Genomic DNA, 15,502 nt, shown 5'->3' with positions numbered 1-15,502 from the left:
GATCAGTCCTCGGCAAGACCCAGCACGGTGAGGCCCAGCCATTCGGCGAGGGACTCGATCTCGTCCGCGACGGCGGCCGCGGCATCCGATTCCCAGGCGAAGTCCTCGTGCACCGCGTTCACGCGCAGCACCCCGCTCTTGCGATCGGCCTTCGCGTCGAGCTTGCCGATCAGCCGATCGCCATGCAGGATCGGCAGCGCGAAGTAGCCCCAGCGACGCTGGGCGGCGGGCTTGTACATCTCCAGCACATACTCGTAGCCGAACAGCTCGCGGAGGCGATCGCGGTCGAAGACGAGCCGGTCCAGCGGCGACAGGAGCGCGGTGCGCGGCTGGAAGTCTTCGACGAGCGCGACGGATGCCGGGTCCACCTGCCACTCGCCGTCCACGCCGTCCACGACCGCCGTGCGGCCGACCGTGCCGACGTCGATCGGCTCGCCGGGCTGCGCGACCCCCTTGGCCCTGGCGATGCCGAGCGAAGCCAGGCGTCGTTCCGCGCGGAGTGCCGCGGCCTCCTCGGCCCCGAGCAGCGGAGGGTCAGGCGGGTAGATCCGCTCGGCGAGATCGAACAGCCGGCCCTTCGCATCCCGCGCGGCGACGGCGACCTCGCCGGTCTTGAGCAGCATCTCGAGCATCTGCGACGAATTGCGGCTGTGCGTCCAGCCGCTCGAACGCCAGGACACCTGCGCCGTGTCGGGGATCTCGGCCGGATGCAGCGGTCCGCGCTCGGCCAGCTGCGCGAGCACATCGCGGCGGAAGCGGTCGTTGGCGACGAGCCAGTCCCGGGCATCCCGGTAGGGCAGGCCCGCGCGCATGAGCGGCACGAAGAGGGCGAGGTCGGACATCGGCCGGCAGAAGCCGCCCCACTCGAAGACGACCCGGTCCTCCTCCATCGCGCGGACGAGATCCGCGGGCTGGTACGGCCAGCCGATCCTGCTCCACAGGATCAGGTCGGCGCTCCGTGCGATGGTTGCGGTCGGGTCGAGGGCCACCGCGACGAGGTCTTCGACGGTCTCCACCACCCCCGCCGGCCTCCGCGCGTCGAGCAGCTGCGCGCGGATCGCGATCCGCCGCGCCTGCGCCGGCGAGAGCCGGAGCACCTAGAACGCGCCGCCCATCGTGCGGAGACGCTCGATCCGCTCCGGGAGCGGCGGGTGCGTCGCGAACATGCGGGCGATCGCGTTCGGCTTGAGCGGATCGGCGATCCACAGGTGTGCCATCGAGGTGTTCCCGCGGCGCAATGGCTGCCCGCTCTCCTGCAGCTTCGTCAGGGCGGAGGCGAGGCCCTCCGGGTCTCGCGTCGTCATGGCACTCGTCGCATCGGCGAGGTACTCCCGCTGCCGGGAGATCGCGGCCTGCACGGCGCCGGCGAGCAGGGGCGCCACGATCGCGGCGACGACCCCGAAGATGAGGAAGAACACCTGGGATTGCGAATTGCCGCCGCGACGCCCGTAGAAGGCGACCCGCAGGAACATGTCCGCGAGGATGCCGACGGCCACGACGAGCCCGAACACCAGGAGTGAGACCCGGATGTCGTAGTTGCGGATGTGGCCGAGCTCGTGCCCGAGCACCCCATCCAGCTCCCGATCGGTCATGAGCTCGAAGAGGCCGGTCGTGACCGTGATCGAGGCCTCCTCAGGTTTGCGACCGGTCGCGAAGGCGTTCGGGGCGGGGTCATCGACGACGTAGAGCTTCGGCATCGGCGTGCCGGTGGCGATGCACAGGTTCTCGACGAGCCGGAAGTAGCGCGGGGCATCCTCCCGGCCGACTTCGACCGCGCCGCTCATCGCGAGCGCTTCTTTATCGGCGAAGAAGTACTGGAAGGCCGCGTAGCCCGTCGCGAAGATCAGGATGAACGCGGTCACCCACCAGTTGTTGCCCATGAGCCAGCCGGCGAGCAGTCCGATGGCGCCCAGGAAGGCGACGAACGCGAGGAGGATGAACCAGGTGTTCCGCTTGTTGCGTGCGATCGCGGTGTACACGGATCAGTGCACGCTCAGAACTGCACGCGCGGCGGCTCCGAGATCGCGGCGCCGTCGACGACCTCGAAGAACTCCCGCTCGTCGAAGCCGAGGTTGCGTACGAACAGGTTGTTCGGGAACACCTTGATCTTCGTGTTGAGCTCGCGCACGCCGCCGTTGTAGAACCGGCGCGATGCCTGGATCTTGTCTTCGGTATCGACGATCGACTGCTGCAGCTGCAGGAAGTTCTGGCTCGCCTGGAGCTGCGGGTAGGCCTCCGCGACCGCGAACAGCGACTTGAGCGCCTGCTGCAGGTGGCCCTCGGCTACGCCCGCATCGGCGGGGCTCTTCGCGGTGAGTGTCTCCGCTCGCGCTCGTGTGACGTTCTCGAACACGGCCTTCTCATGCGCCGCGTAGCCCTTCACCGCCTCGATGAGGTTCGGGAGCAGATCGGCTCGGCGCTTGAGCTGGACGGTGATGTCGCTCCACGCCTCGTCGACGCGCACGTTCAATTGCACGAGCGAGTTGTAGGTCGCCCACAGGTAGATCCCGATGACCACGACGAGCGCGACGATGATCAGTACGGGGACAAGCCACTCCAGCATGTCCACATCCTAACCAGCGCAGGCGCGCGGATCACAGCGTGCGGCGGACTCTCAGCCCTTACGCACCCAGAACGCGCTCGAGATACCGATTCTGGAACATCCGGTCGGGGTCGAGGCGATCGCGGAGCGCGGTGAAGTCGTCGAACCGGGGGTAGCGCTCCCGGAGGATCGCGGCATCCAGCGTGTGCATCTTGCCCCAGTGCGGGCGTCCGCCGAATGAGAGCATGATCTGCTCGACGGCCTCGAAGTACTCCGTGGGATCTTCGCGCCAGTAGCGGTGCACCGCGATGTAGCCGGAGGCGCGTCCGTGCGCGGTCGACATCCACAGGTCGTCCGGCGCCGCGAACCGCACCTCGACCGGGAAGGAGATCTTCCAGCCGCGCTCTTCGATCAGGGCGTGCATCGCCTCGAAGGCGGGGCGCACGTTCTCGGCCGGAAGGGCGTACTCCATCTCGCGGAAGCGGACGTCGCGGTTCTGGGTGAGCACGCGGGTCGAGGCGTCCGTGTACTCCCGATTGCCGGTGAGCTTGACCGCGAGCCGGCTGACGCCGGGCACGATGCCGGGGAAGGCGGTGCCGGTCGCGCAGACYGCGCGGTACAGGCCGTTCGAGAGCAGCTCCTCGTCGATCCACTTGCCGACGCGCGGGAGCGGATGCCGCGGCGCATCGGCGGGCAGCCGGGTGTTCACCTTGGTGAGGGCGACCTCGGTGTGCGGGAACCAGTAGAACTCGAAGTGGTCAGGCGTGCTCGCGCGCTCGTCGAGCGTCGCCAGCACGTCGGTCAGCGGCTCGGGGTGATCGACGGCGTGCAGCACGAACGCGGGGACGCACTGGATCGTTACCTCGACCAAGATGCCGAGCGCGCCGAGACCGACGACCACCGCGGGAAGCAGCTCGGTGTTCTGGTGCTCGTCGACGACGAGGAGGTCACCGGCTGCCGTGACCAGCGTGACGCCGACGACCTGGGTCGCGATGCCGCCGAACCGGGCACCGGTGCCGTGCGTGCCGGTCGAGATGGCGCCGGAGATCGACTGCCGGTCGATGTCGCCGAGGTTCTGCATGGCCAGGCCGAACGGCGCAAGGAGCGCGGGGATCTGGTGCAGGCGGGTCCCGGCGAGGAGCGTGACCCGGGACCTCTCGCGGTCGACATTCACGACACCGCTCAGGTCGTCGAGCTCGAGCAGCACGCCGGGCGCCACCGCGATCCCGGTGAAGCTGTGGCCGGCGCCGACCGCTTTGACCTGCAGCCCCTTCGCGCGCGCGGACAGGACCGACCGACGCACCGCCTCGATGGAGTCGGGGCGCTCCACGCGCTGCGGCCGCACGCTTTCGGATCGGCCCCAGTTCTGCCACATACCACCAGGACGGGTCACAGGAAGGCCTTCCCTTCACCGCGGTAGGTGAGCGTCGCGCCGACGCGCCGATCGCCGTCGATGAGGTGGAAGCGGTCCACGCGCTCGGAGAGCTCACCGCTCTTGGCATGCCGGAACCACACGCGGTCGCCGACCTTGAGGTCGCGGGCGGCCTCGCCGCGCAGCGGGGTCTGCACTTCGCCGGCGCCTTCGCGCGGCATCATGGCCAGGCCCTGCGGCCACACCGGTGCAGGCTGACGGGAGGCGAGCGCGGGCCCGGAGGCGATCCAGCCGCCGCCGAGGACTGTCGCGATGTCACGGGCCGGCTTGCGCACGACCTCGAGCGCGAACGCGGCCGCGGGCGCCGGGTCGAAGGCGCGGTAGCCGTCGAACAGGTGGCCGACGAGCAGGCCACTGCCGGCGGTCACCTCGGTGACGGCGCGATCGGATGCCGTGTACTCGAGCGAACCGGTGCCGCCGCCGTTGACGAACTCGAGGGGCGCGATCGCGTTCACCGCGCGCACGATCGCCGCACGGCGGTCGAGCAGCTCGCTTCCCGACCGACCCTTCATCCAGCGCATGATCGAATCGCCTGAGCCGGTGGCGTCGGGCTGTCCGGCGATCTGGGCCTCGTACATCATCAGGCCGACGAGGGAGAAGCCGGGGCGGTCGGCGATGAGCCTGGCGAGGTTCGAGACCTCGGCCGGCGAGTGCACCGGCGACCGGTACACGCCGATGTGGCCGAGCGGCGCAGGGGCGTTCCAGGACGCGTCGGCGTCGATCGCGAGGCGCAGCACGGCGCGCCGCGTCGGCGGGACGATCGCATCGATGAGGTCGAGCTGGGCGATGTCGTCGACCATGAGGGTGACGCGGGAGGCGGCGTGCTCGTCGGCCGCCAGCTGGGCGATGGCGGCGCGATCGGCGGTCGGGTACCCCAGCACGACGTCGTCGTGGGTCTCGGCGAGCCAGAGCGCCTCGGGCAGGGTGAACGCGAGGATGCCCGCGTAGCCCGGCAGCGCCAGCGTCGCATCGATGATCTCGCGCACGCGGATCGACTTGCTCGCGACGCGGATGGGCACGCCGCCGGAGCGCACCACCATGTCGAGCGCGTTGTAGCGCATCGCGGGAATGCTCAGCGTCGCGATCGGACCGGACAGATCGGCGGTGGCTGCGGTGAGCGCACCCCAGTAGGTCGCGGGGTGCGACCAGGGCGAATTCTGGGCGGATTCGGGTGCCGCCAGCAGATCGAGGGTCATCGGGATATTCCTTCTGGCGCGCCGTCGTCGGCGCGCACCACGACAAGCCTACGGGCCGCGCCTGGGTGTTCCCGACGCGTGCCCCCGCTGGGATTCGAACCCAGACTGCGGCGATTTTAAGTCGCTTGCCTCTGCCGGTTGGGCTACGGGGGCGTCCCACGGTGTCGTCGGAGCACCTTCACACTATCCGGCTGGCGCAGCGCCGGTTTCGGCATCCGCGACGTCATCGCCAAGCGGTTCGCGCGCGGTCTTCGTCCAGCTCGTGCGGCCCGCGAGCTGGCGCACCAGCGAGACGAACAGCACGGGGAAGACCATCCAGGAGTAGATCGTGTAGGGGATCACGAGCACGAGCGCGGTGAACACCGAGAACCATCGTCCGCCGCGGAGGATGAGCGCCACGAGGCCTGGCCCGAACGCGATCGAGGCGAAGAAGATCGCGGTGAGGAGATAGGGCGGCTGGTAGCCCACGTCATCGACCAGATCGAGGATGATCGACACCGCGAACCCGACGCCGACCGTGAGCTGAAGCGGCGGGGTCAGCAGGTACCAGACGGCATCGATGTGACCGAGGATCGAGGTGCGCGCCCGGCCTGTGCCGCGCAGGAGGGTCAGCGCCTGCCAGTTGCCCTGCGCCCAGCGCACCCGCTGGCGGTACAGGCGGCGGAGCGAGTTCAGGCCCTGCTGATCGATCGTCGCGTCGTTGTCCTGCTCGCCGGCCCAGCCCGCCTGAATCATGCGGACGCCCAGATCCTGGTCTTCGGTGAGTCGGTCCCGCCACGGACCGCCCGCCTGGTCGTCGGCCACGGCATCCAGAGCGCTCAATCGGGTGAACTGGCCGTTGCCGCCCATGTTGGCCGTTCCCCACCAGGCGCGCCCGGCCTGGAAGATCAGGCCGAACGTCGTGAATTCGACATCCTGGGCCCAGGTGAGGAATCCGCGGCGGTTGTAGATCCGCACCAGGACCTGCACTCCCCCGACGTTCGGTCGGACGAAGTGCCGGACGACCTGCGCGGGACTGTCCGGATCGAGCCGCCCATCCGCGTCGATCACACCCACCACGACATGGTCGCGCGGGACGCCGGCGAGCTCCGGCGAGGCAAGCAGGGTCTCGAGCTCGCGATACGCCGCGTTGAGCGCAGCCGCCTTGCCCTGCCGGGAATCCGGCGCTCTGCGGGTGAGGACCTGCAGGCGCGGATCATCGATCGAGGCGAGAATCTCGGGGGTCGCGTCCTCCGAGCCGTCGTCGATGACGAGGATGATCGAGCGCGCGGCGCGGGTGGCCTGGAGGCGCGCGACGGCGTCGGCGATCGTCACCTCCTCATTGAGCGCGGGCACCAGGAACACCCACACGAATTCGCTCTCGTCGATCGGATCGGCGGCCTCGGCGCCTTCCGCGCGACGCAGCAGCCTGCGGAATCGTGCGGACAGCACCACCAGCGTGATGACCGAGATGAACGAGCCCAGCGCGACGACGAGGGCCACGGTGAACAGCACCTGCGCCCAGGTGGGGACCCCGGGGTAGAGCTGGCCGACGAAATCCATCACCCCTCCCGCGCTCCGTCGGACGCGCGGTGGATCGGGATCGGAAGGGTGAGCGAGGCAGTGTCGTCCTCCCGGACGAGCTCGATCCGCTCGATCGGGTCTTCTGCGCCGCCCGCGGCGAGCACGTCGGCACGATCGAACCCCGGCCCGAACGGGGACGGGGGCGGTGTGTTGTCCAGCACGTGCAAGGTCGCCGCCACGATCCGCTCGGATGCTCGCCCGTCGCCATAGGGATTGGTCCGGCGCTGTCGACGCTCATACTCCCGGTGGTCCTCCAGCAGCCGCTGCGCGGCGCTTACGATGACCTCCACCTCCGTGCCGACGAGCTCGAGGGTTCCGGCCGTGACGCCCTCCTGGCGTTCGGTCGTGTCCCGCAGCACGAGCACCGGCGTCCCGAGGGAGGGTGCCTCCTCCTGGATGCCGCCCGAGTCGGTCAGCACCACCGCGGCACGGCGCAGCAGCCGGGCGAACGCGGTGTAGCCCATCGGGCCGACGAGGGACACGTTGGCGACACCGTCGAGGCGCTCATGGAGCACCGCGGCCACGGCGGGATTCGGATGCAGCACCACGACGAATCGCACAGCGGGATACAGGCCGCCAAGGCGGTGCACCGCCTTGGCGATGCGAGCGAGCGGCTTGCCCCAGTTCTCACGGCGATGGGCGGTGACCACGATCAGCGGCGTGGACGAATCGGTCTCCAGGTCGTCCAGCTGCGGGTCGCCGAACGGGGCCTCGAGCGTGGCGGCGAACTGCAGGGCGTCGATCCCGGTGTTGCCCGTGACGTAGATGCGGCCGAACGGGATGCCCTCGCGGACGAGGTTCTCCTTGTTCTGGGTGGTGGGCGCCAGGTGCCAGGCGGCGATACGGCTGATCAGCTGCCGGTTCAGCTCCTCCGGGAACGGCGAGAGCGTGTTGGAGGTGCGCAGTCCCGCCTCGACATGGATCACCGGGAGCCGGAGGTGGAACGCCGCGAGGGCGGATGCCGCGGCGCTCGTGGTGTCGCCGTGCACGAAGCAGGCCCCGGGGTACCCGTCGCCGGAGACCGTCTCAGAGGGCGGCCGAGGCTCGCCGAAGCGCTCGCGGACGAACCCTTCCAGGCCGAGCATCACCTCGGCGAACAGGTCGTTGAGCGATCGTCGGGTCGGCGACAGGGTCAGCGTGATGTCCGGCCGTGTGCCGGCCAGGGCGAGCACATCCTCCACCAGCTCCGCGTGCTGACCGGTCGACACCACGACAGGGCGTACCCGCGGACTGTCCTGGAACGCCCGGATCAGCGGCATCATCTTGATGGCCTCAGGGCGAGTGCCGATCACGAAGAGGGCGTTCGCCCGAACGGGTTCCATGCCGCCACGATAGCGGTGCGGAACCCACCGGCGACGGCGCGCCGCCCGGGCTACTTCGAGGCGACCGCCGCGGGCTCGGGCTTCGCTGCGGGCTTCGCTGCGGCCTTGGACTCGGGCTTCGCCTCAACCGGCGCCGCCACGGGCTGCTGAGGACGCGGACGCGCCGCGAACTCCTCGAAGACGTAGCGCGGGCTCTGCACCGTCTGAAGGTTCACGAGGTCGCGACCGAGCCAGAGGTTGTGCCACCAGCCCCACAGCACGCGCCACTTGCGCTCCCACGAGGGCATCGCCATGCCGTGATAGCCGCGGTGGGCGACCCACGCGGGAAGACCCTTGAGCGCGAACTTGCCGGACTGGAAGACGCCGATGCCGAGGCCCAGACCAGCGACCGCGCCGAGGTTCTTGTGGTGGTACTCGCGAGGCAGCTCGCCCCGCAGGACGGCCACGAGGTTGCGCGCGAGCAGCTTGGCCTGGCGCACCGCGTGCTGCGCGTTGGGCACGCAGTAGCCGCCGACGCCGCCGCCGGACAGGTCGGGGACGGCGGAGACGTCTCCGGCAGCCCACGCACCCTCGACGATCTCCTCGTCGGTGCCGACGCGCAGGTCGGGGCGGGTGCGGATGCGACCGCGCTCCTCGACCGGAAGGTCGCCGCCGCGCACCACCGTGGGGTTGGCCATGACGCCGGCCGTCCAGATGATGAGATCGCTCGGGAGCACCTCACCGGTCGACAGCTCGATGTTGCCGTCCACGGCGCCGGTGACCTGCGTCTCGAGGTGCACGTACGCGCCGCGCTTGGCGAGGTTGGCGAGCACCCACTCGCTGGTCTTCAGCGACACCTCGGGCATGATGCGGCTCATCGCCTCGATGAGGTGGAAGTGCGTGTCGTCGAACGTGAGCTGCGGGTAGTCCTTCACCAGCGACGAGGCCAGCGAGCGGAGCTCGGCGAACACCTCGATACCGGCGAACCCGCCACCGACCACGACGACCGTCAGCAGGCGGTCGCGCTCCGGACCAGCCGGAAGGGTCGACGCGAGGTCGAAGTTCGACATGAGGCGGTCGCGGATCGCGACGGCCTCTTCGATGGTCTTGAGCCCGATCGCGTTGTCGGCGATGCCCGGGATCGGGAACGTGCGCGACACGGCACCGGCGGTGACGACGATCTGGTCGTAGGACTGCTCCCACGGCTCGCCCCGCTCGGGGGTGATGGTCGCCACGCGGTTCGCGTGGTTGATGCCGGTGACCTTCGCGGCGATGACCGTCGTCCGCTTGAGGTGGCGGCGCAGCGCAACCACCGAGTGGCGGGCCTCGATCGATCCGGCAGCCACCTCGGGGAGGAACGGCTGGTAGGTCATGTACGGCAGGGGGTCGACGACCATGACCTCTGCCTCGCCCTTGCGGAGGTGCTTCTCGAGCTTCCAGGCGGTGTAGAAGCCGGCGTAGCCTCCACCGACGATGAGGATCTTGGGCACAGTGCTGTTCGCGGTGCGGGACACGGTGAGAGGAACTCCTCGGAGATCAGCGGCTCGGCGTGCGGGAAGAGCGCGCCATTCGGATGCGTCGGACAGCAGCGGTGATACCGAGCGCTACCAGTATAGCGGTGACGGTCGCCCCGGACGCTGGAAGCGTGCCGTACAGGAGCGTGTTCACCGTCGGCAGGAGCGGGGAAGCCGCACGCGTCACCGTCTCCACCGTAGGGAGCTGATCGATCTTCACCGGACCCGCCTGAGGCTGCGGCACCGGGGCCGCGTCGGCCCGTCGATAGGTGCGGATCCAGTCCTCGAGACTGCCCATCGGGTTGGCCGTGACCAGCGGAACGCTCGCACCGACGGCGGCACCGGCATCCACCAGTCCGTAGCCGTACAGCGGATCGGGCACCGCAGTCTCGTCGGCCGCGGGATGCGCCGTGCGGATGATGCGGTTGATGACATTCGCCGCATCCAGGTCCGGATGCGCGGACCGCACGAGGGCCGCGATGCCGGCCACGATCGGCGCGGCGCCGCTGGTGCCGTCCCAGAGCACGAGACTCCCGTCCGCCGAGACGCCGACGAGGTTCTCGCTCGGCGCGGAGACGCCGATGGTAATCCCCTGCGTGGAGGCCTCGAGACTCGCCTTGCCCTGCGGGTCGACCCCGGCGACGGTCAGCACGCCGGGGATGGTGGCGGGGGCGCCGACGCGCGTGGTGCCGCTCCCCCGGTTGCCCGCGGCGACGACCACGACGACGTCGTGGTCGAAGGCGTAGAGGAACGCGTCGTCCCAGCTCTCATCCCAGGCCGGCGTGTTCGTGGTGAGCGACAGGTTGATGACGTCGGCGCCGTGATCGACGGCCCAGTGCATCGCCTGCGCGATCTGCTCAGCGAACGGGACGGATGCCGAGGAGCCGAAGGCGACCGAGATCGAGAGCAGCTCGGCCTCCGGCGCGACGCCGATCATCCCGGTGTCCGGGCTGGTGCCCCGCGCCGCCGCGAGCGAGGCCACCCAGCTGCCGTGGTTGCCGTCCACCGCGCCGACCGCCGTCCGGCCATCGGAGGACCCCTGACCCGAGACATCCGTGCCTCCCACCACCGCGGAGTCGAGCTCGGGCACGCGCCCGATGCCGGTGTCGATCACGGCGATGCGCACTCCCGCGCCCTTCGTCGTCGTCCAGGCGGTGCGGATGCCGTATTCGTCGAGCCAGTACTCGGCGGCTCGCACCGGGTCGCCCTCCGGGTCGACCTCAGCAGCCACAGCCGCTGCCGGCGCACCGACGAGCGCACCCAGCAGCGCCGCGATCGCGACGATCCGTCCGGCCGCGGCCAGACGTGAGCTGCGCGTCACCCCGCGTTCCCCGGCTGTGCGCAGGCGCAGCGCGCCGGTGACCAGGTCGACAGCGCGAGCGCGCGATCGCCGATCGGGTTGACGCCCGGTCCGGCGGCGAGGGCGTGCGCGGCGAGCGCGTGCAGGCACTTCACGCGGGTCGGCATGCCGCCGGCGGAGATCCCCTCGATCTCCTCGACGTCGCCGAACTGATCCCGATCGGCGATGTAGGCCAGATGCGCGCGGCCGTAGGCGGCGGCGACGTCTTCATCCGCGAGCTCATCGGAGAGCGTGCGCATCACCTGACCGGCTTCGAGAGTCGACATCGCCGCCGTCGCGGCCGGATGGGTCAGGTAGTAGAAGGTGGGGAACGGGGTGCCGTCCGGAAGGCGCGGGAGGGTCGCCGCAACTGTCGGGTTGCCGCAGACGCAGCGCGCGGCGATCCCGACGACACCGCGGGCGGGGCGCCCGAGCTGGGCGCGCAGAACCTCGAGGTCGGCCTCGGCGACGGGCGGGAAGGGCGGCGTGGTCACGCCTCCACGGTAGCGCCGTCGGCTGGGACGCCGCTGGATCAGCCGTCGCCCGTGGACGTGGCGGAAGGCGTGGGGTCTGGCACTCCGATGACCGGCGTGGTGGTCGCGGTCTGGGACAGGCCCGCCTCTGTGACCGAGCGGACCAGCTGCGACATCCAATCCGTGCGCGTCTGCCCGACCGCGTCGCTCACGGCGTCGGTCTCCTGCGGCACCTCCGCCGCAGTGAGGTCGTTGTCGACGAGATAGACGACCTCACCGGGCTTGACGTAGTACAGCCGCTCGCGCGCCTGCGTCGTGATGTAGGCCGGGTCGCGCCATCGTTCGCGCTGGGCCTTCAGATCGGCGACCTCGTCCTCGCTGACCGAGACCGCGATCGCGAGCGCGGCGATCCGCTGCCGCTGGTCGACATAGGTGCCGATGGTCGGGACCAGGACGAAGGCCGCGAGGACGACGAGCCCCATCATGATCACCATGAACCCGGAGAGGCGGATGCCGCCGAGCCACGCGCGGACATCGACCGGCCGGCGCTCGCGCGGCGCCTGGCGGGCACGAGAAGGGGGAGCCGCCTTCGCACTCACGGCTCCCCCTCTCATTCACGTCTGGTGGGCGTCAGCCCTTGAACCGCGGGAAGGCCGCGCGGCCGATGAACTCCGCCGCATCGCCCAGCTCTTCCTCGATACGCAGAAGCTGATTGTATTTCGCCACGCGCTCGCTTCGAGCGGGCGCGCCGCTCTTGATCTGACCCGCGTTCGTGGCGACCACGAGGTCGGCGATCGTGGTGTCCTCGGTCTCGCCTGAACGGTGCGAGAACATCGACGTGTAGCCGGCACGGTGCGCCATCTCGACGGCGTCGAGGGTCTCCGACAGCGTGCCGATCTGGTTGACCTTGACCAGCAGCGAGTTGGCGATGCCGAGGTCGATGCCCTTCTTCAGCCGGATCGGGTTCGTCACGAACAGGTCGTCGCCGACCAGCTGGGTCTTCGTGCCGAGCTTCTCGGTGAGCGCCTTCCACGCGTCCCAGTCGTCTTCGGCGAGCGCATCCTCGATCGTGACGATCGGGTAGGCGTCGACGAGCTCGACGTAGTAGTCGGTGAGCGCCTCGGCGCTCCAGTCCTTGCCCTCGAAGTGGTAGGCGCCGTTGCGGAAGAACTCCGTCGCGGCGACATCCATGCCGAGCGCGATGTCGGTGCCGACGGTGAAGCCGGCCTTCTCGATCGCCTTGACGAGGAAGTCGAGGCCCTCGCGGTTGCTCTTCAGATCGGGCGCGAAACCACCCTCGTCGCCGAGGCCGGTGGCGTATCCCGCGGCCTTCAGCTCGCTGTGCAGCACGTGGTACGTCTCCGCACCCCAGCGCAGCGCCTCGGCGAAGCTCGACGCGCCGAGGGGCGCGAGGAAGAACTCCTGGCAGTCGATGCCGTTGTCGGCGTGCGACCCGCCGTTGATGACGTTGAACAGCGGAATGGGCAGGACGTGCGCGTTCGGGCCACCGAGGTAGCGGAACAGCGGCAGGTCGGCGCTGTCGGCTGCGGCCTTGGCGACGGCAAGGCTGACGCCCAGGATCGCGTTGGCACCGCTGCGGGACTTGTTCTCGGTGCCGTCGGTCTCGATGAGGATCTCGTCGACGATGCGCTGCTCGCTCGCCTCGACCCCCTCGAGTGCGGGGCCGAGCTCGTCGACGACGGCGGCGACGGCCTTGAGGACGCCCTTTCCGCCGTAGCGCGACTTGTCGCCGTCGCGAAGCTCATAGGCCTCGAATGCGCCGGTGGACGCGCCGGAAGGGACGGCTGCGCGCTGGACGATCCCGTCGTCGAGCAGCACCTCCACTTCGACGGTCGGGTTGCCGCGCGAGTCGAGAATCTCTCGCGCGTTGACTGCCTCGATAAGTGCCACGGAAGAACTCCTAGGTTCGTGGAGGGCTGGATCGCGGAGCGTCGTCGGTCCGCATTCCACTCTAGTGATGGGGATGCCTGGACCGCATGGCCTCCTCGCCGCGGAGAGTGCTAGACGATGAGCGCGATGGCGACGCCGTCCCAGCCCTTCGCGTCGAGCGTCTGCAGCGCGGTCGCATCGAAGCGCGGATCGCGGCCGAGCAGCTCGAGCGCGCGCTGGGTGCCGATCACCTGCGGATCCATCGTCGCGGGATCGGCGACCCGGCCGCCCCTGCCGACGTTGTCGACGACCACGACGGTGCCCGATCGGCCGAGGCGGGCCGCCCAGTCGAGGTAGATCGTGCCCGACTCCTTGTCGGCGTCGATGAAGACGAGATCGAAGGGCTCCTCGCCCTCCAGCGTGGGCAGGATGTCGGCGGCGCGCCCGAGCAGGATCTCGACTTTGTGGCCGACCCCCGCCCGGTCGAGATTCGCGCGGGCGATCGCGGCGTTGTGCGGCTCCACCTCGATCGTGACGACCCGGCCGTCCTCGGGGAGCCCCCGGGCGAGCCAGATCGTGGAGTACGCGCCGAGGGTGCCGATCTCGAGCACCCGCCGGGCGCCGCTCATGCGCGTCAGCAGGTGGAGCAGCTTGCCATTGACCGGCGCGACCTCGATCGGCGGGAGCCCCGCCGCGTTCTGGTCGGCGACGGCGGCGTCGAGGTCGGCGTCGTGGCCGACGAGGGTCGCGGTCAGATAGGCGTCGACGAGACGCCAGGTGTCGGGGGTGGGGTCGGCCATGGCCTCAGCCAACCCCGGCCGGCAGGCTCCGTCAAGAGCGGGCGGCGGCCGCTCGCGCCGTCAGGGCCTCGAGCAGCCCGGCTCCGGTGCCGGCGTCATCGACGGTCACGACGAGGCGCCTGCCGTTCGACCGGGCGACCTCGATGGCCTCGCCGGCGCGCAGGATGATGCCGAACCGCCGGTCGGCGCCGAGGCGCATCCCCCAGCCGCCGAACTCCCCCACCGGGTTGACGTCGACCCGCGCGGCCGTGGCGACCTCCGCCAGCGGCACACGGAAGCGCGGGATGCCGAGCACCGAGCGCACAGTGAAACCCGTGTCGTCGACGCGGACATGGAACGCGACGGTCGCTGCGACGACGATCACCAGGACGATCGCGATGCCCGCAAGCAGCAGCACGACCTCGTCCGAGGCCCCGGCGAGCCAGGCCGCGAACGCCGACACGGCGACCGCGACGACAGCGAGGACGAGCGAGATCGCGGCGGCCGGGGCCATGCTCGCGGTCCGCAGCCACACGACCCGCTCACCGGGCGCGAGCGCCAGGGGCTTCGCCGCCGCGGGGGTGCGCGGCATCCGCTCCTCGGCGGGCTGGAGGAACCACGCGATCACACCGACGGCGACGGATGCCAGGAACGCCGCGAGCAGCGCCGGCCACACCGAAAGCGCACTCGCAGCACCGGCTTCACCCGCCTGCATCACGAAGGTCCAGGTGAACGCCAACGTCACGAACGCCGCCGTCGCGGCCGAGATCGCACCCATGAGGCGGTAGGTCGCGCCGCGATCGCCACGGCGGAGCCCCGGCAGCGTCGCGAAGCCGATGAGCAGCGAGACGCCGACGCCGAACACGATCGTCCAGAGCGGCTGCGTCCAGGCCGCGGCGTACCGATTCGGCTGACCGGTCGCATCCCAGTGCACCGCGATCGTCGACGGAACCTGCGGCAGGGTGAGCAGCTGCACCACGACGCCGATGGCGACGATCCCGATCGGAATCGCGATCGCGACCAGGATGAAGCGCCGGATGGCGAGGGCGTGGAGCTGATCAGCGGTCACGAGCGGTCTCTTTCACGAGGGCGGCGAGCATGTCGGGCGACAAGCCGAGGGCACGGGCGCGCTCGGTGAGCGCGATGACGTCGTCGCGCAGGTGCGCGAGCGGCGCCGCGGCATCCGTCACGACCGCGCCTCGCCCCCGTCGCATGTCGACGAGACCTTCGTCGCGCAGCTCCTGGTACGCGCGCAGGACAGTGTGCAGGTTGACGCCGAGCGCGCCGGCGACGTCGCGGGCCGAAGGCAGCCGGTCACCCGGCTTCAGCCGCCCGGCTGCGGCATCCGCCCGCACCGACGTCGCCACCTGGGCGAACAGCGGGACGTCGCTCGCAGGGTCGAGTCGCAGCAGCATGCGACTATTCTATAACAACTAGAACACTTCGGTGCGCGGCCCCGCCGCCCTGGACTCC

15 protein-coding genes and 1 tRNA gene are annotated in these 15,502 nt (G+C 70.2%); all 16 read right to left on the bottom strand.

Annotated features, from left to right (window positions below):
• Positions 1-2: 2 nt before the first annotated feature.
• Positions 3-1,097 carry a DNA glycosylase AlkZ-like family protein gene (locus ACXJ3V_RS17275; protein ID WP_457101571.1) on the bottom strand — a complete coding sequence of 365 codons (1,095 nt, stop codon included), beginning with the start codon at positions 1,095-1,097 and terminating at the stop codon, positions 3-5.
• The gene (locus ACXJ3V_RS17270) at positions 1,098-1,979 is read right to left on the bottom strand and encodes a M48 family metalloprotease (protein WP_457101570.1); all 882 of its coding nucleotides are present in this window, start codon (positions 1,977-1,979) and stop codon (positions 1,098-1,100) included.
• A 14-nt stretch (positions 1,980-1,993) separates the two neighbouring features.
• Positions 1,994-2,560, bottom strand: coding sequence for a LemA family protein (locus ACXJ3V_RS17265; protein ID WP_457101607.1), 567 nt, complete (start codon positions 2,558-2,560; stop codon positions 1,994-1,996).
• A gap of 61 nt (positions 2,561-2,621) precedes the next feature.
• Entirely contained in the window at positions 2,622-3,935 is a 1,314-nt protein-coding gene (locus tag ACXJ3V_RS17260; protein WP_457101569.1) for a D-arabinono-1,4-lactone oxidase, read from the bottom strand.
• On the bottom strand, positions 3,932-5,170 hold the full coding sequence (locus tag ACXJ3V_RS17255; protein WP_457101568.1) for an amino acid deaminase/aldolase: 1,239 nt from the start codon (positions 5,168-5,170) through the stop codon (positions 3,932-3,934). Before ACXJ3V_RS17255 ends, ACXJ3V_RS17260 begins: the two co-directional genes overlap by 4 nt.
• 79 nt (positions 5,171-5,249) lie before the next feature.
• A tRNA-Leu gene (locus tag ACXJ3V_RS17250) sits at positions 5,250-5,323 on the bottom strand.
• 30 nt (positions 5,324-5,353) lie between these two features.
• A complete protein-coding gene (locus tag ACXJ3V_RS17245; RefSeq protein ID WP_457101567.1) occupies positions 5,354-6,712 on the bottom strand; it encodes a glycosyltransferase family 2 protein in 1,359 nt (452 codons plus the stop codon).
• Positions 6,712-8,055, bottom strand: coding sequence for a non-hydrolyzing UDP-N-acetylglucosamine 2-epimerase (wecB, locus tag ACXJ3V_RS17240; RefSeq protein ID WP_457101566.1), 1,344 nt, complete (start codon positions 8,053-8,055; stop codon positions 6,712-6,714). The genes ACXJ3V_RS17245 and wecB overlap by 1 nt, the downstream gene beginning before the upstream one ends.
• Before the next feature lie 50 nt (positions 8,056-8,105).
• The gene (locus ACXJ3V_RS17235; RefSeq protein ID WP_457101606.1) at positions 8,106-9,524 is read right to left on the bottom strand and encodes an NAD(P)/FAD-dependent oxidoreductase; all 1,419 of its coding nucleotides are present in this window, start codon (positions 9,522-9,524) and stop codon (positions 8,106-8,108) included.
• A gap of 46 nt (positions 9,525-9,570) precedes the next feature.
• Entirely contained in the window at positions 9,571-10,869 is a 1,299-nt protein-coding gene (locus ACXJ3V_RS17230; protein ID WP_457101565.1) for a S8 family serine peptidase, read from the bottom strand.
• Positions 10,866-11,381 carry a DUF501 domain-containing protein gene (locus tag ACXJ3V_RS17225; protein ID WP_457101564.1) on the bottom strand — a complete coding sequence of 172 codons (516 nt, stop codon included), beginning with the start codon at positions 11,379-11,381 and terminating at the stop codon, positions 10,866-10,868. The genes ACXJ3V_RS17230 and ACXJ3V_RS17225 overlap by 4 nt, the downstream gene beginning before the upstream one ends.
• 38 nt (positions 11,382-11,419) lie before the next feature.
• Complete coding sequence (locus ACXJ3V_RS17220; RefSeq protein ID WP_457101563.1) at positions 11,420-11,959, bottom strand: FtsB family cell division protein; 540 nt, start codon at positions 11,957-11,959, stop codon at positions 11,420-11,422.
• A 31-nt stretch (positions 11,960-11,990) separates the two neighbouring features.
• Entirely contained in the window at positions 11,991-13,271 is a 1,281-nt protein-coding gene (gene eno / locus ACXJ3V_RS17215; protein WP_457101562.1) for a phosphopyruvate hydratase, read from the bottom strand.
• A gap of 110 nt (positions 13,272-13,381) precedes the next feature.
• On the bottom strand, positions 13,382-14,050 hold the full coding sequence (locus ACXJ3V_RS17210; protein ID WP_457101561.1) for an O-methyltransferase: 669 nt from the start codon (positions 14,048-14,050) through the stop codon (positions 13,382-13,384).
• 31 nt (positions 14,051-14,081) lie between these two features.
• Positions 14,082-15,098 carry a DUF1648 domain-containing protein gene (locus tag ACXJ3V_RS17205; protein WP_457101560.1) on the bottom strand — a complete coding sequence of 339 codons (1,017 nt, stop codon included), beginning with the start codon at positions 15,096-15,098 and terminating at the stop codon, positions 14,082-14,084.
• On the bottom strand, positions 15,088-15,444 hold the full coding sequence (locus ACXJ3V_RS17200) for a GntR family transcriptional regulator (protein ID WP_457101559.1): 357 nt from the start codon (positions 15,442-15,444) through the stop codon (positions 15,088-15,090). Before ACXJ3V_RS17200 ends, ACXJ3V_RS17205 begins: the two co-directional genes overlap by 11 nt.
• Positions 15,445-15,502 lie beyond the last annotated feature (58 nt).

The sequence above is a fragment of the Microbacterium sp. P5_E9 genome (genome assembly GCF_054049175.1).
This window is presented reverse-complemented; position numbering and strand designations above follow the sequence as displayed.